Source organism: Pseudonocardia kongjuensis (assembly GCF_039526905.1).
GTDB lineage: Bacteria > Actinomycetota > Actinomycetes > Mycobacteriales > Pseudonocardiaceae > Pseudonocardia > Pseudonocardia kongjuensis.
The window spans coordinates 14,953-36,009 of the sequence record NZ_BAAAJK010000009.1; the positions used below are offsets into that span (position 1 = coordinate 14,953).

Here is a 21,057-nt window from a genome sequence, read left to right on the forward strand (position 1 = left end):
ATCGAGAGGGAGAATAAGTCAGACGTATGCCGGTGGGAAGGGGCCGCCGATCCGGTCCGCGATCGGCGGCCGGCGGCGGTGGTGCTCGGTGCGGTCCTGGAACAGGGCCGCCACCCGCAGCGCGGTGATCTCGTCGTGCGGGCGGGCGATCAGCAGCGCGGAGACCGGGCAGCCGTCCGGGGCGAACCCGGTGGGCAGGGCCAGGCCGGGCGCCCCGGTGAGGTTGCCGAGCATCGTCGCGCGGGACTGGGCGGCGTAGAGCGGGTAGCGCTCGCCGTCCACGGTGACGGTGCAGTCGGGCAGCCGCGGCGCCGTCCCGGGGGTGGTCGGGACGACGATCAGGTCGGCACCGGCGAACACGGCGTCGAGCTCGTGCTGCAGCTGCACCCGGAACTGCAGCGCCCGCAGGTGGTCGGCGGCGGGGGTGGTGATGCCCTGGCTGATCCGGCGCACCGTCACCGGGTCGTAGTCGCCCCAGCGGGCGACGTCGGCCCGGTGCACGGCGGCGGCCTCGGCGAACACGATCTGGTAGCCGATCGGCAGCGCGAGGTGCGCGGACGGGATCTCCCCGGCGACGATCTCGGCGCCGGCCCCGGTGAGCACGTCGACGAGATGGTCCACCCCGGCCCGCACGGCGCCGTCGCACAGCTCGGTGAGGTAGCCGCCCGGCCGCGCGATCCGCAGCCCGCGCAGGTCGGCCGGCACGCCGGTCGGCGGCAGCGGCGGCAGACCGCCGGCCCGCGGGTCCAGCCCGTCCGGGCCGCGGACCAGCCCGAACACGAGCCCGACGGTGCGGGCGTCGCGGGCCAGCGGGCCGATCGTCTCGGTGGTCCAGGACAGCGGCACCGATCCGGTCCGCGGGACCGCGCCTGCGGTCGGCTTGAGCCCGGTCAGCCCGGACCAGGCGGCGGGCAGCCGGACCGAGCCGCCGACGTCGGTGCCCAGGCCGAACGGCACCACCCCGGCGGCGACCGCGGCGGCGGTGCCGGTGGAGGAGCCGCCCGCCCAGCGCCCGGTGTCCCACGGGTTGCGGCAGGCGCCGGTCAGCGGCGGGTGCGGCCCGCCGACGGCGAACTCGGTGGTCGCGTCCTTCGACACCGGGACCGCGCCGGCGGCCTCCAGCCGGGCGACCACGGTCGCCGACGCGGCTGCGGGGGCGGCGTCGGCGCGGGTGCGGGAAGCGGCCGTCGTCGGGACGCCCGCGACGTCGATGACGTCCTTGACGGCGAACGGGACGCCGGTCAGCGGGCCGTCCACCGGCCGCTGCCCGAGCGCCCGCTCGCGCAGCACCCGGATCGTGCAGTTCAGCTCGGCGTGCAGCCGTTCGAGCCGGTCCAGCGACTCGGGCACCCGGCCGGACCAGGCGTCCCGCAGCGCCGCGGCGAGCGGGTCGTCGCCGGTGGGCGGGCCGGCCGTCGCGGCACCGGCGGGCGGGCGGAGCCAGTGGTCCCCGGCGGCCGGATCGGCGGCCGCGGGCGGAACCGGGATCGCGCGCAGCTCGGACACCGCGGGTTCGGCGCCCGCGACGGCCTCGGCCATCGCCGAGAGCTGCGCCGGGTCGAGCGCGTAGCCCAGCCGGGCGGCGAGCGCGCCCAGCTCGCCGGTCTCGTCGCGGGAGCTCACCGGATGGTCGCCTTCCCGGCCAGCAGCGCCTTCGCGACGACGCCGCGCAGCACGTCGTTGGTGCCCTCTCCGATGGACATCAGCGGCGCGTCCCGGTAGAGCCGCTCCACCTCGAACTCGGTGGAGTAGCCGTAGCCGCCGTGGATGCGCATCGAGTCGATCGCGCACTCCAGGGCCTGCTCCGAGGCGAAGATCTTCGCCATCCCGGACTCGGTGTCCATCCGGACGCCGTCGTCCATCCGGGACGCCGCCCAGTAGGTCATCAGCCGGGCGGCCTGCAGCCGCACCGCGATCTGCGCGAGCCGCTGCTCGACGGCCTGGAACTCGCCGATCGGGCGGCCGAACGCGGTCCGCGCCCTGGCGTAGCCCAGCGCCTCGTCGTAGGCGCGCTGGGCGATGCCGACGCTGCGCGCGGCGATGTTGATCCGGCCGGTCTCCAGCGACGACAGCGCCTGCTGCAGGCCGCGCCCCTGCACCCCGCCGAGCAGCTGGGATGCGGGCACCCGGACGTCGGTGAGCACGACCTCGCAGGACTCGGGGCCCTTGTAGCCGAGCTTGCCGATGTCGGCGGTCACCTCGAAGCCGGGGGAGTCCGCCTCGACGAGCAGGATGCTCATGCCCCGGTGCGCGGGCTCCGCCGCCGGGTCGGTCTTGACCAGCACCGGCAGCGGATCGGCGTGCCGCGCGTTGGTGATCCACATCTTGGTGCCGTTGACGATGTAGTCGCCGTCGGCGCCGTCGCGCCGCGCGGTGGTCCGGATGCCCTGCAGGTCGGTGCCCGCGCCGGGCTCGGTGAGCGCGATCCCGGTGCGCCGGGCGCCGGTAGCCAGCTCCGGCAGGTAGCGCCGCTTCTGCTCCTCGGTGCCGTGCCGGGCCAGCATGAAGCAGGACACCGAGTGGCTGCCGAGGATCCCGGCGACGCCCATCCAGCCGCGCGAGATCTCCTCGAACGCGAGCGCGAACGAGACCGTGTCCGCGGACAGGCCGCCGTGCTCCTCGGGCACCGCGAGACCGAACAGCCCGAGCTGCTTCATCCCCTCGACGATCTCGGTGGGGTAGCGGCCGGACTGCTCCCACTCCCGGGCCACCGGGACGATCTCGGAGTCGACGAAGTCGCGCAGCGTCTCCCGGAAGAGGCGCTGCTCGTCGGTGAGCCGGAAGTCCATCTCAGTCCCTCCCCAGCGCGCCGGCGTCGCGGAGCGCGGTGATCGCGTCGTCGTCGTAGCCCAGCTCGCGCAGCACCCGGTCGGTGTCGGCGCCCATCGCCGGTGCCGCCCGGGTCGGTGCCCGGTCGGCGCCGGGCGGGCCCACCCGGACCGCACTGCGCAGGCTGCGCACCGCCCCGAACACGGCGTGGTCGGTCTCGGCGAGCAGGTCGCGCTCGACGGTGTGCGGATCGGTGAGCGCCCCGGCGACGTCCCGGATCGGGGCGCACGGGATCGCGGCCGCGTACATCGGGGCCAGCCAGTCGGCGACGGTGCGGGTGCGGATCAGCTCCTCGAGCAGCGGCAGCAGCTCGTCGCGGTGCTCGGCCCGGTCGGCGAAGGTCGCGAAGCGCGGGTCGTCGGCGAGCTCCGGGCGGCCCAGCACCACGGTGAGCCGCTGCCAGAACTTCTCCTTCGCGCAGCCCACGACCAGCCAGCCGTCGGCGGCCTCGAACGCCTGGAACGGCACCAGCGACGGGTGCGCCGACTGCCGGGTGCGGGCCGGCTCGTAGCCCGCGGTCAGGTGCCACGTCCCGGGATAGGTGAGCAGGCTGACCGCGGTGTCGTAGAGCGACAGATCGCAGTCGGTGCCGACGCCGTCGCGGCGGGCGCCGTGGATCGCGCCGAGCAGCGCGATCGCGGCGACGTAGCCGCCGCAGTAGTCGACCAGCGACAGGCCGGTCTTCTGCGGGGCGCCGCCGGGCTCCCCGGTCAGCGACATCCAGCCGCCGAGCGCCTGCAGCACGTAGTCGTAGCCGGGCTCGGTGGAGCGCGGGCCGGTCATCCCGAAGCCGGTCAGCGAGCAGCAGACGATCCGCGGGTTGATCCCGCGCAGGTCCTCGTAGCGGATGCCGAGCTTCGCCGGGACGTCGCCGCGCAGGTTGGAGTAGACGGCGTCGGCGGTCCGGACCAGGTCGTGGAAGACCGCGCGGCCCCCGGGCGTGCGCACGTCGAGGGTGATCGAGGACTTGTCCCGGTTGAACGACTGGAAGAACAGCGAGTCGCCCGGCTCGGCGTAGGGCGGGATGGTCCGTCCGACGTCACCGCCGACCGTCGGGTCCTCGATCTTGATGATCTCGGCGCCGAGCTCGGCCAGGTGCATCGACCCGAACGGGCCCGCGCCGTACTGCTCGAGCGAGACGATCCGGACGTCGTCGAGCGGGCGCCTCACACGTCCTCCAGCGCGAGCGGGGTGGCCGCCTGCGGGAACAGCGGCCGTGCACCGTCCGCGCCGCGCCGGTGCACGTAGAAGGTGCGCTTGAAGGTGAGCACCTCGACGGCGTCCTGGTTGAGGGTGCGGGTGCGGATGGTGACGATCCCGGCGGCCGGGCGGGAGCCCGAGCCCCGGACGGCGAGCACGATCGACTCCGACCACAGGGTGTCGCCGGCGAACACGGGGGCGGTCAGCCGCAGGTCGTCCATGCCGAGATTGGCGAAGGCGTTCTGGGTGGTGTCGACGACCGACTGTCCCATCGCGACGGCGATCGTCAGCGGCGACACCACCAGCATCCGGCCGAACTCCGAGGACTCGCCGACCTGCCGGTTGAAGTGCGACTGGTTGGTGTTCATCGTCAGCAGGGTGAACCAGCTGTTGTCGGTCTCGGTGATGGTGCGCCCGAGCGGGTGCTGGTAGACGTCGCCCACCTCGAAGTCCTCGAAGAAGCGTCCCTGCCATCCCGGCTTGATCGTCACGTGCTGCGCTCCCTCGTCGGCCGTGACCGCGCGGATCACGGGTCGTCGCTGACCGGTACCGGGCGGGCTCGGAAACCGCACCCGAAGCTTGCCGACCGTAAACATCAGACACTTAGCAATGCAAGGGTTTCCCGGCGGTACAGGGTCGGTCTGATGTTTGCCCGGCAGGTGGCCCGTCCGGAGTGCGGGTGGCCGGTACGCTCGGCCGGGCCCGCCGGTCCGGCGGGCCGGATCCGACGTGACCGAGCCGCGGAGCGTGACCATGAGCCCGAGTCCGGGACGTCCCGCCGACGCCGCCGCGACACCGCAGGCGCCCACCGCCCGGCTGCAGGTGCAGCGGGTCCGTCCGGCCTATCGGCAGGTCGCCGACGAGCTGCGCTCGCAGATCATGCGCGGCGCGCTCGCACCCGGCGCGCGGCTGCCCGCCGAGAGCGAGCTGACCGGCATGTTCGGGGTCAGCCGGTCCACCGTGCGCGAGGCGCTGCGGGTGCTGGCCAGCCAGCACCTGATCGACACCCGGCGCGGGGTGCAGGGCGGTTCGTTCGTCGCCGCGCCCGATCCGGCCCGGCTGGTCGAGGACGTCGGCGGCGCGCTCGGCGTGCTCGTCGCGACCCCGCGGCTGGGGATGGCCGACCTGCTGGAGGCCCGGCTGCTGCTGGAGCCGGCCGCCGCCCGGCTGGCCGCGCAGCGGGCCGCGCCGGAGACGATCGAGGCGCTGCGCGCGGCCGCCTCGGCGCCGCGCGATCCGCGTGACCCGAGCGGGTTCGTCGAGCACATGGACTTCCACACCACGGTGCTCATGGCGACCGGGAACCTGATGCTCACGATGATGGGCCAGCCGGTCGGCGACGTGCTGCGGACCCGGCTGGACCGGGCCGCGGTCCCCGCGCACCGCTGGGCCGAGGTCGACGCCTGCCACGCCGAGATCACCGAGCACATCGCCCGCGGCGAGGCCGCCGAGGCCGAGGAGGCCATGCGCAACCACCTGCTCGACCTGCGCGATCTGTACGGCAGGCCGGGGGCCTGGAAGTCCGGCTGAGACCGGAGCCCGGTGCGCGGGCAGGATGACCGGGTGCGCACCGTCCTCGACCTGCTCCGGCTGCTCGCCGACCGGGCCGACGGCGCCGCGCCCGCCGAGGAGCTGGCCCGGGTCGCGGCCGAGCTGTCCGGCTCCGCGCCGGAGGCCGGTGCGCTCGCGCTGCGGGTCCGCGCCGCGATGGACGCCGGCCGCCGCCGGGAGTCCGAGCTGGCCGCGCTCGTCGCGATCGCCCGGGACCTCGCGTCCGAGTCGGACACCGGCTCGGTGCTCGACACCATCGTCCGGCGGGCCAGGGCGCTGCTCGGCACCGACGTCGCGTACCTGACCCTCTACGACTCCGAGCGCGGCGACACCTACATGCGGGTCACCTCGGGCTCGGTGTCGCACCGGTTCCAGACGCTGCGGCTCCCGCTGGGCGCCGGCCTCGGCGGGCTCGTCGCGGCCAGCCGCACCCCGCACTGGACCGGCCGCTACGCCGGGGACGACCGCTACCGGCACACCGAGGAGATCGACACCGCGGTCCGCGAGGAGGGCATCGTCGCGATCTGCGGCACCCCGCTGCTGGTCGACGACGAGTTCGTCGGCGTGCTGTTCGCCGCCAACCGCTCGGCCCGCCCGTTCTCCGCCGACGACGCCGCCCTGCTCGGCTCGCTGGCCGCGCTGGCCGCCGTCTCGCTGGTGCAGGCCCGCCGGCTCACCGACACCGCGACCGCGCTGGAGGCGCTGCGCGGTGCGCACGCCGCGATCGCCGAGGCGTCGGACGCGCACGACCGGTTCGCGGGCGTCGTGCTGGAGGGCGGCGACGTCGACGACCTCGCCGAGGCGCTGGGCAGGCTGCTCGGCTGCTGGGTGACGGTGCTGGACCCGGACGGCGTGCCCGCCGCCCGGCACGGACCGGTGCCGGCCGGCCTGGACGCCGCGGCGGCACTGCGGCGGGCCGGGGCCGCCTCGGGGCACCCGGTGCCGGTGCCGTGCGCCGGCGGCGCCTGGGTGACGCCGGTGATCGCCGGCGGGCAGCGCCTGGGCACCCTGCTGCTCGGCGGGCTCGCCGAGCCCGGCCGGGCGCCCGGCCTGAGCCCCGGGCAGGTGCGGATCGTGGAGCGGGCCGCGATGGTCACCGCGCTCGTGCTGCTGCTCACCCAGCGCGCCGACGAGTCCGACCGGAGCGACCGGGCCGACGGGATGGCGGAGCTCCTGGCGGCCGGCGAGCCGCGCCCGGCGACGCTGACCCGGCTCGCCGCGCTGGGCGTGTCCGTCCGCCGCCCGCACGTGCTGCTGGTCTGCCGGACCCATCCCGCCCGGCGGCGGGCGCTGGCCCGGGAGGCGGCGACCCTGGGCGGGCGGTCCGGCCTGGTGGGGGAGCAGGACGGCGCGGTCGTCGTGCTGCTGCCCGGCGAGGACCCGGCCGCGGCCGGCGCCCGGCTGGCCCGCCGGGCGTCCGAGCAGGACCCGGACGCCGCGGTGACGGTGGGTGCGGCGGGGCCGTTCCGGCCGGCCGACGGCGCCGGCCCGGTGCTCGCCGAGGCCCGCCGGTCGATGGAGGCGCTGCTCGCGCTGGACCGGGCCGGGGAGTCGGCGGCCGCCGCGGAGCTCGGGTTCGCCGGGCTGCTGCTCGGTGAGCGGCCCGACGTCGCCGGGTACGTCACCGGGATCCTCGGACCGGTCGCCGAGCACGACGAGCGCCGCGGCAGCGAGCTGCTGCGCACCCTGGAGGCGTACTACGCGGCCGGGGCCAGCCCGACCCGCGCCGCCGGGGCGCTGCACGTGCACGTCAACACGGTCGCGCAGCGGCTGGACCGGATCGGGTCGCTGCTCGGGGACGGCTGGCAGGACCCGGAGCGGTCGCTGGAGCTGCAGCTCGCGCTGCGCCTGCACCGGCTGGGCCGGTTCTGATCACGGCGCTCAGCGCGGGCTGGTGACGAACAGGTCGAACAGCTCCGGGTTGTAGGCGTGCACCAGGATCCCGAAGATCACGATGTCGAACGTCAGGTGCACGGTCAGCACGTAGGTGAACGAGCGCGTCCGCTGGAAGATGTAGCCCTGCAGCAGGGCGAACGGGATCGTGAGCACCGGCCCCCAGCCGCGGTAGCCCAGCTCCCACAGGAACGCCACGAACACGGTGGCCTGCAGCAGGTTCGCCTGCCAGAACGGGAAGTGCCGCCGGAGCAGTGCGAACACCGTGCAGATGAAGAACAGCTCGTCCCAGAGGCCGACCGCGTTGACGCCGACGAACAGCCGGGCGATCTCGCTGTTCGTACTGATCTCCGGCCAGTTCTGGTACGCGCCGGTGCCGATGAAGTACACCGGCAGGATCAGGTACCCGGCGACGACGACCAGCGCCAGGTAGCCGTACTCGAAGCCGCTCCAGCGCTTCCCGGTCAGCATCGGGAAGCGGATGATGTCCTCGCCGAACCAGAACCGCGACACCAGCAGCGGCACCAGCACGGCCAGCGAGAGCACCACGGTGAACCGGAGCATCCCGGCGTCGCTGAGATCGGCCTCCAGCGACATCGTGCTGATGATCACCAGGCCGGCCGCGATCAGCCCGAGATGGCGCAGCAGCAGCCGGTCGACCGCGGCGGCGAGCCCCAGGCCCACGACGATCAGCAGGTAGCCCACCGGACGGTGCTCGAAGCCGAACAGGGCCACCGCGGACACGGCGACCAGCGCCGCCGCCGCGAGCCGCCCGGCGGCGGACCGGTCGGTGTCGCTGCTGTCGGTACTCGCCCCGGCGCTCACCGGCCCAGCATGGTGGGGCCGGGGCGAAAGGGACAAGCCGGGCGGCGGTGCTCGGTGCGGCGGTGGTCAGCCGGTGGGCTCCTGGTCGATGCCGGTGCCGGAGTCCCCCTCGACCGGATCGGTTTCGGTGTCAGCGCCAGCGCCGGCGCCGGCGTCGGCGTCGGCGTCGGTCTCGGTGTCGGCACCGTCGGCCCGCTCCTCGTCGCGGTCGGCGGGATCGGGATCGGTGGTCCGGCCGAGGACGCGCTCCTCGAGCTCGTCCAGGGCGCGCGCCGGGTCGACCGGGGGCTGTCCGGCGTCGTGCTGGTCCTCCTGCGATGTCACAACCGCGGCGTACCCGTACCGCCGGTCCGGCATACCTGTGGCCCGCGGGCCGACGGGCGCGAGGCAGGCGAGCGGCGCTCCCGCCGGTCGGCCGCGATCGGTCCGCACGTGACGGCGGGTGCACAGGGGGCGGGGCGGCGAGCGTTCCGTCAGGCTGCGCCCGAGCCGAGCCGAGCCGAGCCGAGCCGAGCCGAGCCGAGCCGAGCCGAGCCGAGCCGAGCCGAGCCGAGCCGAGCCGAGCCGAGCCGAGCCGACCCGAGCCGAGCCGAGCCGAGCCGACCCGACCCGACCCGAGCCGAGCCGAGCCGAGCCGACCCGACCCGACCCGACCCGACCCGACCCGACCCGACCCGACCCGACCCGAGCCGAGCCGACCCGACCCGACCCGACCCGACCCGACCCGAGCCGAGCCGACCGGAGCTGGCCCGAGCCGACCGGAGCTGGCCCGAGCCGACCGGAGCTGGCCCGAGCCGAGTGGGGCGCACCTGACCCGAGCCCGAGCCCGAGCCCGAGTCCGAGCCGAAGCCGAGCCCACCTGACCCCGAGCCGACCCGAGCCGACCGGACCTGACTCAGGCCGACCGGACCTGACTCAAGCCGACCCGACCCGACCGGACCTGGCCCGAGCCGAGCGGGGCGCACCTGACCCGAGCCCGCGCCCGAGCCGAGCCGAGCCGAGCGGACCTGGCCCGAGCCGACCTGACCTGAGCCGACCTGACCTGAGCCGACCTGACCTGAGCCGACCTGACCCGAGTCGACGCGGCTTGCTGCTCGCCTGCCTGGTCGAGGTCACGGCCCGCGCCGGGCTCCCCGCGCTCGGCCCGATCGACGTGGTGTCTGCCCCCGAGCCGACCGGTCAGAACGGTGGCGGGGTCGCGATCCGGGCGGGATCAGCTGGGTGGACCGGATCGACCCACCCGGAGACCGGCCGTGGTTGTGGCCCCGGCCCCGGCATCGGCCCCGCAACGGGCATCGACACCGGGCTCGGGACAGGCAGCGGGTCCGGCATCCGGACCGGCACTGCAGCGGGCATCGACACCAGGGCCGGGACTGGCGGCGGTTCCGGTGCCGGGGTCGGATGCGTGCCCGTGCCCGTGCCGGTGCCGGTGCTCGCGCCCGTGCCGGTGCCCGTGCCGGTGCCCGTGCCCGTGCGCGTGCCGATGGTCGGGTCCGTGTCCGAGTGCGTCGTCGGGCGGGTGTCCGGGTCCGGGTAGGGGTCGGTGAGGTCGCGGTAGTCGTGGGGGTGGGAGGTGCTGGTCCAGCCGTGAGGGGTGATCCATTGAACGGTGCCGTCGGGGTGGGCGATGACCTGCCAGCCGGGTCGGTCCTTGAGGGTGTGGCAGCCGCGGCAGTAGCTGTGCAGGTTGTCTTCGCTGGTCTGGCCGCCGTGTGCCCAGGGGATGTGGTGGTCCAGGTCGCGGATGGTGTGGTCGCAGGCTGGGCCGCGGCAGTGGCCGTCGCGGGCTCGGACGTGGTCGGCCATGGCGGCGGGCGGGGTGTAGGTGGTGCGCCCGACGTTGTGGATGCGGCCGGTGGTGGGGTGGGTGACGAGTTGTCGCCAGGTGCCACCGGCGGCGAGTGCGCGGGCCGTGGTGGCGGGGATGGGGCCGTGGCCGCTGAGTTCGGCCGGGCGGTTGCTGGTGCCGATCAGGGTGTCGAGGGCGACGACGACGTGGACCAGTGGCTTGCGGCCGATCACGTCGTTGGGGTCGGGCTTCTGTGCGAGGGCTCGGGTGAGGGCTTCGGTGAGGACCTCGGGTGGGATCGGAGGTGGGGCGCCGGCCGGGCCGGTGGGCCGGGTGGCCGGGCCGGTTGGGTCGGTGGGGGTGGGACCGGTCGGGCCGGTCGGTGGGTCGGTCCGACCGGCAGCGGCGGTGGCAGTGGCGGCTGCGGCGGCTGCGGCTGCGGCTGCGGCTGCGAGGACGCTGTCGACGGCGGCGTGGACCTGGCCGAGGTCGGTGGTGGTGAGGGTGCCTTGGAGGAGTTGGTGGGCGAGGTCGACGCGGCGTTGTTCGAGGGTGCGTGGGTCGTCGGTGCCCAGTGAGCGGGCGAGGCGATCGAGCGAGCGCCGGGAGGCCTGGGTGTCGTGGGCGGAGCTGGTGAGCCAGAGGGTGGCCATGGCGTCCTCGCCGTTCGACAGGCCGATCCGGCGGTCGGCCAGGGATCGTTGGTGGCGGCGTTCGGCGCCGTCCGGGTCGATCCTGGCCACGGCGCGGCGGAGCCGGTCGTAGATCTGGCGGCGGGTGGCTCCGGCGGCTCGGGCGAGGACGATGGTTTCGACCTGGTGGGCCTGGTCGTCGTCGAGGACGTCGGTGGCGCGGAGCACGGTGTCGACCTTGCTCTGGTCGAGCAGCCCGGTTTGCAGGGCGTCGAGGGTGGCGGGCAGGACGTGGGTGAGGCGCTGGGCGTCGGCGATGATGCCGCGGGCGCGTTCGCGGCTGATGGCCAGGACGAGGCCGAGTTCATCGGGCACCCACTGTTCGACGGGGGTGGCTGTGGCGGCGCCGGGGCGGGTGGCGTGGCTGTCGCGGGGGTGGCGGTCGGCGTAGGCGGCGATCATGCGGTGCTCGAGGGCGGCGAGCCAGCTGCGGTGGCGGGCGGTCGCGGCGACGACCTCGAGCAGCTGGGTGTCGGTGAGCTGCCCGGCCACGGCGGCGGCGTACTCGATGTCGAGGGCGAGGCGGGCGCCGGGTGAGCAGTCGGGATCGATGACCGGCGTGCCGGGTGCGGGCCGGTAGCCGGCGAGCAGCATCTCGTCTTCCGGGTCGGGCTCGGGGGGTTCACGCTCGGCCCAGTAGGGGCGGTCGAGCACCACCTCGGTGAGCACCGCCTCGTCCACCTGTTCGAACATGCATTCGATTATATAGCGATCGGCGCAGCGCTCGCGAGCATTCGACCATGATCGTTTGCAATGGTGAACGACATCGTCGACCGATGTGCGAGGGCCGCCCGCCGGCTCCTCGGCCGGACGGGGCGGTCGCCGGCCGGAGGTCGCGATCTCGATCGTTCGCGGGGGCGGGAGCCTCGGCTCCGGGTCCGTCCCGGCGGCCATCGGCTGACCGGCACCTGGAGGTCCCGGTTCCGTGCGGAACGTCGTCGTCGTGCGGACGGCGGCGGTGCCGTGCCGGTGGCGGTGCCGTGCGGCCGGTGGCGGTGCGGTGCGGCTGGCGGCGGTGCGGTGCGGCCGGTGGCGGTGCGGTGCGGCTGGCGGCGGTGCGGTGCGGCCGGTGGCGGTGTCGTGCCGGTGGCGGTGCCGTGTGGCTGGTGGCGGTGCCGTGCGGCATCGCGCGTCGTTCGCGGTCGCGGGTGAACACGACATCGACCTCTGCCTGCTCGGCGCTCCGGGCGGCGAACGGCCGCCATCCGCTCCCGATCGGCGGGTCACCACCTCGATACCGGAACACCGGGGGACGACGCTCCGGTCCCGACGACCGCGACGACCGCGACGACCGCGACGACCGCGACGACCGCGACGACCGCGACGACCGCGACGACCGCGACGACCGCGACGACCGCGACGACCGCGACGACCGCGACGACCGCGACGACCGCGACCGCGACGACCGCGACGACCGCGACGACCGCGACGACCGCGCACGCTAACCGCCCCGATCATGCTAATGACACCGATGTCGCTGGCCGTCCCGATGACGCCGACGCCGACCATGCCGACGCCGACGCCGACCATGCCGACGCCGACCACGCTGATGCCGCCGACGACGCCGGATCACGCCGACCGCCCCCGACCACGCCGACCGCCCCGGATCGCGCCGACCACCCGGATCGCGCCGACCACCCGGATCGCGCCGATCGCGCCGACCGACGCCGGATCACGCCGACCGCCCCCGACCACACCGACCGCCCCGATCACGCCGACCACCCGGACCAGGCCGACCACCCCGAGCACCCCGGATCGCGCAGGACGTGCGCGCCGGCGACCGGAACGCCGCTGCGACGGGCGCCGTCAGGCGTCCGCGGTCAACCGTGCCCTGGCCAGCCGCTCCACCAGCTCGGGCAGCGCTCCGACCGGGCTGCCCCGCAGGTCCTCGCACGCCTCACGAACCGCCGCGCGGACCGCGTCCGGCGACGTGCCGGGCCCCAGCTCGGCCAGCAGCCGGGCGATCGCGTCGGTGGCCCGGGCGAGGTCCGGGTTCACCGGCGGGCCCGATCGACGACCCGCCCGGTGCCTGCGCCACACGCCCCCGTGAACCGCCCGATCACCCGCATGGCCGCCTCCGCCCGTCCGTCCCGGTCGTGCACGACACCGGAATACCCGGCCCGCGGCGGATCATGCGCGGGTTCGCGACGGGGTGGCTCAGCCGGGCGTGCGCACGGCCGGGCCGGGATCGGGCAGCCCCCGGCGGACCAGCCTGCGCAGCAGCGCGTCCACCGGCCCGGGCCGGTCGAACCGTTCCAGGACGGTCGCGACCAGCACCGACGCCGACCAGGCGAGCACCGCCGCCAGCGCCGCCCCGGCCTCCCCGGTCCCGGCGCCGAACCCGAGGAACGTCTGCGACAGCAGGCCGACCAGCAGGAACGACTGCAGCAGGTAGCAGGTCAGGGAGCGCCGTCCGGCCGCCGCGAGCGGGCGCAGCAGGATCGGCGGCCCCGCCCCCTGCAGGCGCGCACCGAGCAGGCCGAACGCCGCCGCGTAGCCCAGTCCGCCGGCCAGGCCGGACAGGATCTGCAGCAGCGTCGCCGCGGGTGCGAGCCCGGCCGGCAGCACGTCCTGCTCGACCAGGACCAGCGGCACCGCGGCCAGCACCGCCACCGGGATGCCCACCCACGCCAGCCTGCGCAGCAGCCCGGCGTACCGGCCGGCGTCCGCCAGCACCCGGTGCCGTCCGGCGAGCACCCCGATCAGCAGCGCGACCAGCACCGGCCACACCACGACGTTGGACAGCACCGCCACCAGCCAGACGATCAGCCGGACGACCAGCCCCTCGACGTCGTGCCCGAGCATGCCGGGCGCGTACGGGCCGCTCGCTCCGTCGTCCACCGCGCCCAGGCTGAACAGCACGATCGCGACGCTGTTGAGCGCGAGCAGCAGGTACCCGGCCCGGCGCACCGTCGCATCCGGCCGGAACACCAGCCCGGCGACCAGCAGCAGCGCCAGCCCGTAGGCACCGAGGATCTCGATCGGCGCCACCAGCAGCGCGTGCACCAGCCCGAACACCAGCAGCCAGCGCCCGCGGCGGCGGATCGAGCGGCGCGCGTCCCGCTCGGACACCCCGGCGGCCCGCAACCGGGTCACGCTCAGCACCAGCCCGTAGCCGAGCAGCGCGGCGAACATCGGGTACGCCCGGCTGTCCACCAGCAGCGTCGACCCGACCGCGACCACGGTGTCCGCGACCGACGGGACCGGCGGCGTGCCGGTCAGGTAGAGCGGGGCGTGCGCGAGCACGATCAGCAGCAGCATCGCGCCGCGGGCCAGATCGGGCGCGACCATCCTGGAGGTGCTCATCGGTTCCCCTCCGATCCGTGCGGCGGGTCGAGCAGGCCGTGGTGCAGCGCCCGCAGCACGGCCCGGGTGCGGTCCCGGGTGCCGAGCTTGAGCAGCACGCTGGACACGTGGTTCTTGACTGTGCCCTCGGCCAGGAACAGCACCTGCGCGATCTCCCGGTTCGCGTAGCCGCCGGCGAGCAGCCGCAGCACCTCCAGCTCGCGCTCGGAGAGCTGCTGGACCGGCACGTCGTCGTCGGGCGGGGCCGGGCTCTCGCGGACCGCGCGCAGCAGCCGCTCGGTGATCGCCGGGCTGATCAGGGTGCCGCCGCCGGCGAGCGTGCGGACGGCACCGACCAGCTGCTCCAGGGTGACGTCCTTGAGCAGGTAGCCGCGGGCACCGGCGCGCAGCGCGCGCAGGACCAGCTCGTCGTCGTCGAAGGTGGTGAGGACCAGGACCGGCACGTCGAGACCGCGGGTGCGCAGCTCGTCGAGCGCCCACAGGCCGTCGTGGCGGGGCATCCGCAGGTCCAGCAGGACGACGTCGGGGGCATGCTCGACGACGGCCGCGACCCCCTCCGCGCCGTCCGACGCCTCGGCGACCACCTCGATGTCGCCCGGGATGTCGAGCAGCCCGCGGATCCCGTGCCGGACCAGCGTCTGGTCGTCGACCAGGCAGACCCGCACGCTCACGGCAGTACCGCCGTCACCGTGAAGCCGCCGCGCGGCGTGGCGGCGCCGAAGTCGACGGTCCCGCCGAACGCGCCGGTCCGCTCGGCGAGCCCGCGCAGGCCGTTGCCGGGGACGATCTCGCCGGTCGCGCCCCGGCCGTCGTCGCGGGCGTGCAGCCGCAGCCCGCTCCCCGGCGCGGGGTCGATCTCGATCCACACGTTCGTCGCGTCCGCGTGCCGGATCGCGTTGGTGAGGATCTCCTGCACGCAGCGGACCACGGCGACGGTGTGCTCCTCGTCGGCCTCGACGCCGTCGGCGACGCTCAGGTGCACCGCGGGCCGCGGGAGCTCCCGGGTGATGCGCTGCAGCGTCCCGGCCAGGTCGGGGGCCCGCCTGCGCAGCTCACCCACCGTCGAGCGGACGTCGGCGAGCAGGTCCCGGGCGATGCCGCGGGCCCGCTCGACGTGCTCGGTGTTGTCCGCGCGGTGGGTGGCGATCTCCAGCTCCAGGGTGAGCGCGGTGAGCTGGTGCCCGACGAGGTCGTGCAGCTCCCGGGAGATCCGCAGCCGCTCCTCGGCGCGGCTGGTCTCGGCGAGCACGGCGCCGGCCGCGGCCAGCTCCGCGTGCGCCTCGGCGAGCTGGGCCCGGGACCGCTCCTCCCGGTGCAGCGCCACCAGCAGCAGCACCGACGACAGCTGCAGCATCAGGTAGATCGCGCCCGCGGTCAGCGACCCGGCGAGGCCCTGGTTGCCGGAGAGCATCCCGACCAGCACGACCACGCCGCAGTTGAACGCCACGATCGCGGCGGTCACCCGGAACGGCACCTGGAAGACCGACAGCGCGGCGGTGAACACCAGCAGGATCGGCAGCCAGCCGAACGTCGGCGCGAGCAGCACCAGTGCGGCGGCGGCCAGCACCAGCACGAGCAGCAGCCAGCGGCTCACGACTGGCCCGACCCACTCGTCCAGCCAGCCGCCGAGCACCAGCGCGGCGAGGAAGACCGCGTACAGCACCCACCACAGCCAGGTCGGCCCCAGCGGCCTGCCGCCGTCCGGGTTGAGCTGTTCGAGGGCCATCGGCACGGCCAGGAGCAGGCAGAGCGCCGTCATGATCGCGCCGGCCACGACGTTCGGGTCGATCCTGCGCATACCGGGCACAGTAGACGGGCGGACAAGCCGTCCCGGAGTGCCGGAAGTCATGGGTGCCGGTCACGACGTCCGGCACTCACCGCGGGCCCGGCCGCCGGACAGGGTGTGTGTCATGGATGCGATCGAGGTGCACGACCTGCACAAGCGCTACGGGGACCGGGTGGCCGTCGACGACGTCGGGTTCACCGTCCGGGCCGGTTCGGTGACCGGGGTGCTCGGCCCGAACGGCGCCGGGAAGACCACCACCGTCGAGTGCGTCGCCGGACTGCGCCGACCGGACCGCGGCACCGTCCGGGTGCTCGGGCTCGATCCGTGGCGGGACCGGCGCGCGGTCCGCGCGGTGCTCGGGGTACAGCTGCAGGAGGCGGCGCTGCACGACATGCTCACCACCGCCGAGCTGGTCCGGCTGCACCGCGCACTGCACCGCAACGGCCGCGACCCCGCCGAGCTGATCGACGCGGTCGGCCTGACCGAGCAGGCCGGGACCCGGTTCGACCGGCTCTCCGGCGGCCAGCAACAGCGGCTCTCGGTCGCGCTGGCCCTGGTCGGGGCGCCCCGGGTGGTGATCCTCGACGAGCTGACCACCGGGCTCGATCCGCGGTCCCGGGACGGGATCCTGGACGTGGTGCGCGACCTCGCGGCGGACGGCGTCACGGTGCTGCTGGTGACCCACCGGACCGACGAGATCGAGCGGCTCTGCGACCGGGTGCTGCTGCTCGACGCGGGCCGGGTGGTCTCCGACTCCACACCGGCCGGGCTGGTCGAGAGGGCCGGGCTGGCGCAGCAGGTGCGGTTCCGGACGGCCGGGGGGTTCGACCGGAGCGCGCTGCTCGGCCTGCCCGGGGTCGGTGAGGTGCATCGGGTGGGGGAGGAGGTCACCGTCGCCGGGACCGGCGACCTGCTCGGGCCGGTCGGGGCCGAGCTGGTGCGCCAGGGCGTCGTCGCCACCGGGTTGCGGGAGGAACGGCCGAGTCTCGACGACGCCTTCCTGGAACTGACCGGACGCCGGCTGGGGGCCGGCCGGGACACGGAGGTGCCGGCATGACCACGACGGAAACGACCCGCACGGCCCGCCCGATCGGGACGCCGCTCGCCGGCTGGACCGCGCTGATCGCTGCCGAGGCGCGGATGGTCGCCCGGGACACCGCCGGGCTGATCGTCCCGTTCGCGCTGCCGCTGCTGATCCTGGCGATGATCGGGCTGACCATGCCGGACGTCCCGCCGCAGGCCCTGGACGGGCGGACCCCGCTGGAGGCGGTGGGCATCCCGATCGCCGCGGCGACCGTGCTGGGGCTGGTCGGCGTCGTCAACGTGCCGAGCTTCCTGGCGACCTACCGGCGCAGCGGGGTGCTGCGCAGGCTCGGCGTCACCCCGGCCGGCCCGGCGCCGGTGCTGGTGGCCCAGGCCGTCGTCGGGCTCGCCCAGGCCATGGCCGGGATCGGGCTGGCGCTGCTGGTCGCGGTGCTCGGTTTCGGCGCCGGGATGCCCGCGTCGCCGTGGGCCGCGCTGGGCGGACTGCTGCTGGCGACGGCGGCGTTCTTCGCGCTCGGCGCGCTGGTCGCCGCACTGGCACCGACGACGAACGCGGTGATCGCGGTCGGCCTGGTGATCTTCCTGGGCACCGGGGCGGTCGGCGGGATGTTCGGGGACCCGTCCGCGCTGCCCGGCCCGCTCGCCGAGATCGGGCGGGTGCTGCCGTTCGGTGCGACGGTGGAGGTGCTCGGGACCGCCTGGCGGGGGGTGCCGCCGGACCTCGGCGCGGTGGCCGGCCTCGCCGTCACCGCGGTCGTCGCGGCGGCCGGGGCGGCCCGCTGGTTCCGCTGGGGATGAGCCCGGAGCCGGGTCCGGCCGTCACGAGGGGGACGGCCGGACCCGGTCTTTTGTGCACCGGGACCGAACGCGGCGCGCAGCTTCGTTCCCGGGACCGAAGGAACGTGACCGCGATCTCCCTACCGTTCCCCACGTCCGTCAGAGCCGACGCGAGGGAGAGCCGCCGTGAAGACCTACCCGCTGGCAGAGCCGGTGGACGGGAAGGACACCTGGCAGGACGGCAAGCGCTACGCCTGGCTGCTGGGCCTGGTCGTCCCGGTCCTGCCGTTCCTCGCGATCGGGCTGCACCAGCTCACCGGGCTGTCGGTGATGCTGTGGCTGGGCCCGATCGTCGTACTGATGATCGTCCCGGCGATCGACCTGTTCGCCGGCGAGGACCCGACGAACCCGCCGGACGAGATCATGGCCGACCTGGAGGAGGACCGGTACTACCGCTGGGTCACCTACGCCTACCTGCCGATCCAGTACGCGGGCCTGGTCACCGGCATCTGGTACATCGCCTCGGCCGGGGCGCCGACGATCGGCAACATCGGGCTCGCGATCACCCTCGGCACCGTCTCCGGGATCGCCATCAACACCGCGCACGAGCTGGGCCACAAGCGGGAGGACGTCGAGCGCTGGGCCGCGAAGATCGCGCTCGCGCCGTGCTTCTACGGCCACTTCTACGTCGAGCACAACCGCGGCCACCACGTCCGCGTGTCCACCCCGGAGGACCCGGCGTCGGCCCGGATGGGGGAGAACTTCTACCGGTTCTGGCCGCGCACCGTGTTCGGCTCGCTGGCCAGCGCCTGGCGGCTGGAGCGCAAGCGCTACGCCCGCCGCGACCGGCACCCGTTCCGGATCGGGAACGACGTGCTCAACGCCTGGCTGATGTCGGTGGTGCTGTGGGGCGCGCTGATCGCGCTGTTCGGCTGGGGCGTGCTGCCCTACCTGCTGGTCCAGGCCGTGTTCGGGCTGACCCTGCTGGAGCTGGTCAACTACATGGAGCACTACGGGATGCTGCGGCAGAAGGTCGGCCCGCCGGACCGCCGCCGCTTCGAGCGGGTCACCCCGGCGCACTCGTGGAACTCCAACAACATCGCCACCAACGTGCTGCTCTACCACCTGCAGCGGCACTCCGACCATCACGCGAACCCGACCCGCCGGTTCCAGGCGCTGCGCGACTTCCCGGACGCCCCGGTGCTGCCGACCGGCTACGCCGGGATGATGCTGGTCGCCCTGCTGCCGCCGGTGTTCCGCCGGATGATGGATCCGCTGGTGATCGCGCACTACCGCGGCGACCTGCGGCTGGCGAACCTGTACCCGGCGAAGCGGGAGAAGCTGCTCGCCGCGTACCCGCCGCCCGCCGACGAGATCCCGCAGGAGCGGGCCGACACCGCCCGCCGGAAGCAGGCCGACGGCGTGAGCGCGACCCGCTGCCCGGGCTGCGGCTACGTCTACGAGGTCGCCGCCGGCAACGAGGCCGAGGGGTTCCCGGCGGGGACCGCCTGGTCGGAGATCCCGGACGACTGGACCTGCCCCGACTGCGGGGTCCGCGACAAGGTCGACTTCGTCGCCCTGGACCGAGAGGGCGTGTGAGATGCGGATCGTCGCCGACGTCGGCGCCTGCGAGGGCTACGGGATGTGCGAGGCCATGGCCGACGGGTACTTCGAGATCGGCACCGACGACGTGGTGGTGGTGCACGACGAGCACCCGCCGGAGGCCGACCGGGAGCACGTGCACGCCGCGGTGCAGGCCTGCCCGGCCCGGGCGCTGCGCCTGGAGGGGTGAGCGCGCACCGCCCACGGCCGCCGCCCGCGCTACGGTGCCGCCCGTGACACCGGTCACCGACACCCTGGCCCGGCTCGCGGGCACCGTCCGCGACGACGTCGGCGCGCTCGCCGCGCACGTCCTCACCGAGATCGACGCCGGGCTGCCCGACCTCGGCCGGGACCCGCGGTCCCGGGAGCTGCTGGTCGGCACGATCGAGGGTTCGCTGGAGGGGGCGCTGGCGGTCATCGCCGACGGCGGCGACCCGGACGACGCGCCGGTCCCGCCGGCCGCCACCGAGTTCGCCCGGCGGCTGGCCCAGCAGGGCGTCCCGGTGACCGTGGTGCTGCGCGCCTACCGGCTCGGGCAGGCCGCGTTCCAGCGGGTGCTGATCTCCCGGATCGAGGACGCCGGGCTGGGCGCCGGGGAGATCGCGGCCGCCGTCGGGGAGCTGTCGACGGTGGCGTTCGGCTACGTCGACCGGATCTCCGAGGCGATGGTCGCGGTGCACCAGGCCGAGCGGGACGGCTGGGTGCGCCGCCGGGACGCCGCCCGCCTCGCCATGGTCGACGCCGTGCTGGCCGGGCGGGGCGGGACCGCCGCCGAGGTGGAGCGGGTGCTCGGGCACCCGGTCACCGGCGAGCACCTCGCCGCCGTCTTCTGGTCCGACGCGGCCGATCCCGGCCGGGCGCTGGAACGGGCGGTCGCGGTCGTCGGGGAGACGCTGGGCGGCGGGCGGGCGCCGCTGGTGGTCGCACCGGACGGGGCCACCCTGTGGGCGTGGTACCCGGGCCCGGTCGGTCCGGCCGACCCGGTGCCGGACCCGGGCGAGGTGTTCGTGGCGCTCGGCACCCCGGAACACGGCCTGGACGGGTTCCGCCGCTCGCACCGCCGGGCCCGGCAGGCGCAGGCGGTCGCAGCGGCCGCCGACCCGGCGGACCGCCGCCCGGTCACCCCGGCCGCCGCGCTCGGGCCGCTGGTGCTGCTCGGCGGCGACGTCGAGCTGCTGGCGTCGTGGGTGCGGGAGGTGCTGAGGGATCTCGCGATCGACGACGAGGCGCACGAGCGGCTCCGCGCCACCGTCGACGCCTACCTGCGCTCCGGCGGCAGCCTGGCCGGCGCGGCCGCGGAGCTGCACCTGCACCGCAACTCCGTGCAGTACCGGCTGCGGCGGGCCGAGGAGGTGCGGGGGCGGCCGCTCGCCGAGGGCCGGACGGACGTCGAGGTGGCGCTGCTGGCCTGCCGGTTCCTGGGCCGGGTGGTGTTGCGGGAGGGGTGAGGAGCCCGCTCAGAGCTCCCCGGCGAGCAGGTCGTCATCGCTGATCAGGCAGTCCACCGGCAGGGTGAGGACGACGGCGGGCCCGCGCCGTGGATCGGGCGCGGCGCAGTGCGGGCAGTGCACCCCCGGGAGGTCGTCGCGGCGGATCGCCCGGCACAGCGGGACGACGGTGGCGGACGGCGTCGGCTCGGACATCGGGCGGCACCTCCGGAACGCGGCTCGTGTTACGTGCACGTTACCGGATAGGTGTGGTCCGGCTCACGTCCGAGTCGCGGGGGACCCCGGCCCGGGCGGCGATCATGCACCACAACCCGT

20 protein-coding genes are annotated in these 21,057 nt (G+C 75.2%); 8 read left to right on the plus strand and 12 right to left on the minus strand.

The window, feature by feature from the left end:
• Positions 1–18: 18 nt before the first annotated feature.
• The 4 genes from ABD160_RS13470 to ABD160_RS13485 are packed head-to-tail and all read right to left on the minus strand — an operon-like array spanning position 19 to position 4,520.
• Complete coding sequence (locus tag ABD160_RS13470) at positions 19–1,623, minus strand: amidase (protein ID WP_344022134.1); 1,605 nt, start codon at positions 1,621–1,623, stop codon at positions 19–21.
• Positions 1,620–2,789, minus strand: coding sequence for an acyl-CoA dehydrogenase family protein (locus ABD160_RS13475; protein WP_344022136.1), 1,170 nt, complete (start codon positions 2,787–2,789; stop codon positions 1,620–1,622). The genes ABD160_RS13470 and ABD160_RS13475 overlap by 4 nt, the downstream gene beginning before the upstream one ends.
• Position 2,790: 1 nt before the next feature.
• Complete coding sequence (locus ABD160_RS13480; protein WP_344022138.1) at positions 2,791–3,999, minus strand: CaiB/BaiF CoA transferase family protein; 1,209 nt, start codon at positions 3,997–3,999, stop codon at positions 2,791–2,793.
• Positions 3,996–4,520: a MaoC family dehydratase gene (locus tag ABD160_RS13485; protein ID WP_344022140.1), complete on the minus strand. Its 525-nt coding sequence runs from the start codon at positions 4,518–4,520 to the stop codon at positions 3,996–3,998. Before ABD160_RS13485 ends, ABD160_RS13480 begins: the two co-directional genes overlap by 4 nt.
• 262 nt (positions 4,521–4,782) lie before the next feature.
• Between ABD160_RS13485 and ABD160_RS13490 the strand changes: the two genes are divergently transcribed.
• Complete coding sequence (locus ABD160_RS13490) at positions 4,783–5,559, plus strand: FadR/GntR family transcriptional regulator (protein ID WP_344022142.1); 777 nt, start codon at positions 4,783–4,785, stop codon at positions 5,557–5,559.
• A 33-nt stretch (positions 5,560–5,592) separates the two neighbouring features.
• Positions 5,593–7,452, plus strand: a complete 1,860-nt coding sequence (locus ABD160_RS13495) for a helix-turn-helix domain-containing protein (protein ID WP_344022144.1) — start codon at positions 5,593–5,595, stop codon at positions 7,450–7,452.
• A gap of 9 nt (positions 7,453–7,461) precedes the next feature.
• On the opposite strand, the gene ABD160_RS13500 is transcribed toward ABD160_RS13495, so the two are convergent.
• From ABD160_RS13500 to ABD160_RS13510, 3 genes are all read right to left on the minus strand, one after another.
• A complete protein-coding gene (locus ABD160_RS13500; RefSeq protein ID WP_344022146.1) occupies positions 7,462–8,298 on the minus strand; it encodes a CPBP family glutamic-type intramembrane protease in 837 nt (278 codons plus the stop codon).
• Positions 8,299–8,364: 66 nt separating this feature from the next.
• Positions 8,365–8,622 (minus strand): hypothetical protein, encoded by a 258-nt coding sequence (locus tag ABD160_RS13505; protein ID WP_344022147.1) that lies wholly within the window; start codon positions 8,620–8,622, stop codon positions 8,365–8,367.
• A gap of 855 nt (positions 8,623–9,477) precedes the next feature.
• Complete coding sequence (locus ABD160_RS13510; protein ID WP_344022149.1) at positions 9,478–11,472, minus strand: HNH endonuclease; 1,995 nt, start codon at positions 11,470–11,472, stop codon at positions 9,478–9,480.
• A gap of 455 nt (positions 11,473–11,927) precedes the next feature.
• Between ABD160_RS13510 and ABD160_RS13515 the strand changes: the two genes are divergently transcribed.
• Entirely contained in the window at positions 11,928–12,224 is a 297-nt protein-coding gene (locus ABD160_RS13515) for a hypothetical protein (protein WP_344022151.1), read from the plus strand.
• 361 nt (positions 12,225–12,585) lie between these two features.
• Here the strand turns inward: ABD160_RS13515 and ABD160_RS13520 are convergent, their stop codons facing one another.
• The 4 genes from ABD160_RS13520 to ABD160_RS13535 form a co-directional block, all read right to left on the minus strand.
• On the minus strand, positions 12,586–12,777 hold the full coding sequence (locus ABD160_RS13520) for a three-helix bundle dimerization domain-containing protein (protein ID WP_344022153.1): 192 nt from the start codon (positions 12,775–12,777) through the stop codon (positions 12,586–12,588).
• 159 nt (positions 12,778–12,936) lie between these two features.
• Positions 12,937–14,085 carry a DUF418 domain-containing protein gene (locus ABD160_RS13525; protein ID WP_344022155.1) on the minus strand — a complete coding sequence of 383 codons (1,149 nt, stop codon included), beginning with the start codon at positions 14,083–14,085 and terminating at the stop codon, positions 12,937–12,939.
• A complete protein-coding gene (locus ABD160_RS13530; RefSeq protein ID WP_344022157.1) occupies positions 14,082–14,756 on the minus strand; it encodes a response regulator in 675 nt (224 codons plus the stop codon). The genes ABD160_RS13525 and ABD160_RS13530 overlap by 4 nt, the downstream gene beginning before the upstream one ends.
• On the minus strand, positions 14,753–15,883 hold the full coding sequence (locus ABD160_RS13535) for a sensor histidine kinase (RefSeq protein ID WP_344022159.1): 1,131 nt from the start codon (positions 15,881–15,883) through the stop codon (positions 14,753–14,755). The genes ABD160_RS13530 and ABD160_RS13535 overlap by 4 nt, the downstream gene beginning before the upstream one ends.
• Before the next feature lie 112 nt (positions 15,884–15,995).
• Between ABD160_RS13535 and ABD160_RS13540 the strand changes: the two genes are divergently transcribed.
• From ABD160_RS13540 to ABD160_RS13560, 5 genes are all read left to right on the plus strand, one after another.
• The gene (locus ABD160_RS13540) at positions 15,996–16,928 is read left to right on the plus strand and encodes an ABC transporter ATP-binding protein (protein ID WP_344022161.1); all 933 of its coding nucleotides are present in this window, start codon (positions 15,996–15,998) and stop codon (positions 16,926–16,928) included.
• Positions 16,925–17,713: an ABC transporter permease gene (locus ABD160_RS13545; RefSeq protein ID WP_344022163.1), complete on the plus strand. Its 789-nt coding sequence runs from the start codon at positions 16,925–16,927 to the stop codon at positions 17,711–17,713. Before ABD160_RS13540 ends, ABD160_RS13545 begins: the two co-directional genes overlap by 4 nt.
• A gap of 165 nt (positions 17,714–17,878) precedes the next feature.
• Positions 17,879–19,291: a fatty acid desaturase gene (locus tag ABD160_RS13550; protein WP_344022165.1), complete on the plus strand. Its 1,413-nt coding sequence runs from the start codon at positions 17,879–17,881 to the stop codon at positions 19,289–19,291.
• Between the two features lies 1 nt (position 19,292).
• Positions 19,293–19,484, plus strand: a complete 192-nt coding sequence (locus ABD160_RS13555) for a ferredoxin (protein WP_344022167.1) — start codon at positions 19,293–19,295, stop codon at positions 19,482–19,484.
• 43 nt (positions 19,485–19,527) lie between these two features.
• Complete coding sequence (locus ABD160_RS13560; RefSeq protein ID WP_344022169.1) at positions 19,528–20,742, plus strand: PucR family transcriptional regulator; 1,215 nt, start codon at positions 19,528–19,530, stop codon at positions 20,740–20,742.
• Positions 20,743–20,751: 9 nt separating this feature from the next.
• Here ABD160_RS13560 and ABD160_RS13565 read toward each other — a convergent pair whose 3' ends face one another.
• Positions 20,752–20,937: a hypothetical protein gene (locus ABD160_RS13565; protein ID WP_344022171.1), complete on the minus strand. Its 186-nt coding sequence runs from the start codon at positions 20,935–20,937 to the stop codon at positions 20,752–20,754.
• Between the last annotated feature and the right edge of the window lie 120 nt (positions 20,938–21,057).

What these genes read in the sequence shown, in the direction of transcription:
- ABD160_RS13475 (WP_344022136.1), bottom strand. Translation starts at nt 2,789, where the DNA reads ATGGACTTCCGGCTCACCGACGAGCAGCGCCTCTTCCGGGAGACGCTG.
- ABD160_RS13535 (WP_344022159.1), bottom strand. Translation starts at nt 15,883, where the DNA reads ATGCGCAGGATCGACCCGAACGTCGTGGCCGGCGCGATCATGACGGCG.
- ABD160_RS13565 (WP_344022171.1), bottom strand. Translation starts at nt 20,937, where the DNA reads ATGTCCGAGCCGACGCCGTCCGCCACCGTCGTCCCGCTGTGCCGGGCG.
- ABD160_RS13490 (WP_344022142.1), top strand. Translation starts at nt 4,783, where the DNA reads ATGAGCCCGAGTCCGGGACGTCCCGCCGACGCCGCCGCGACACCGCAG.
- ABD160_RS13555 (WP_344022167.1), top strand. Translation starts at nt 19,293, where the DNA reads ATGCGGATCGTCGCCGACGTCGGCGCCTGCGAGGGCTACGGGATGTGC.
- ABD160_RS13510 (WP_344022149.1), bottom strand. Translation starts at nt 11,472, where the DNA reads ATGTTCGAACAGGTGGACGAGGCGGTGCTCACCGAGGTGGTGCTCGAC.
- ABD160_RS13545 (WP_344022163.1), top strand. Translation starts at nt 16,925, where the DNA reads ATGACCACGACGGAAACGACCCGCACGGCCCGCCCGATCGGGACGCCG.
- ABD160_RS13525 (WP_344022155.1), bottom strand. Translation starts at nt 14,085, where the DNA reads ATGAGCACCTCCAGGATGGTCGCGCCCGATCTGGCCCGCGGCGCGATG.
- ABD160_RS13540 (WP_344022161.1), top strand. Translation starts at nt 15,996, where the DNA reads ATGGATGCGATCGAGGTGCACGACCTGCACAAGCGCTACGGGGACCGG.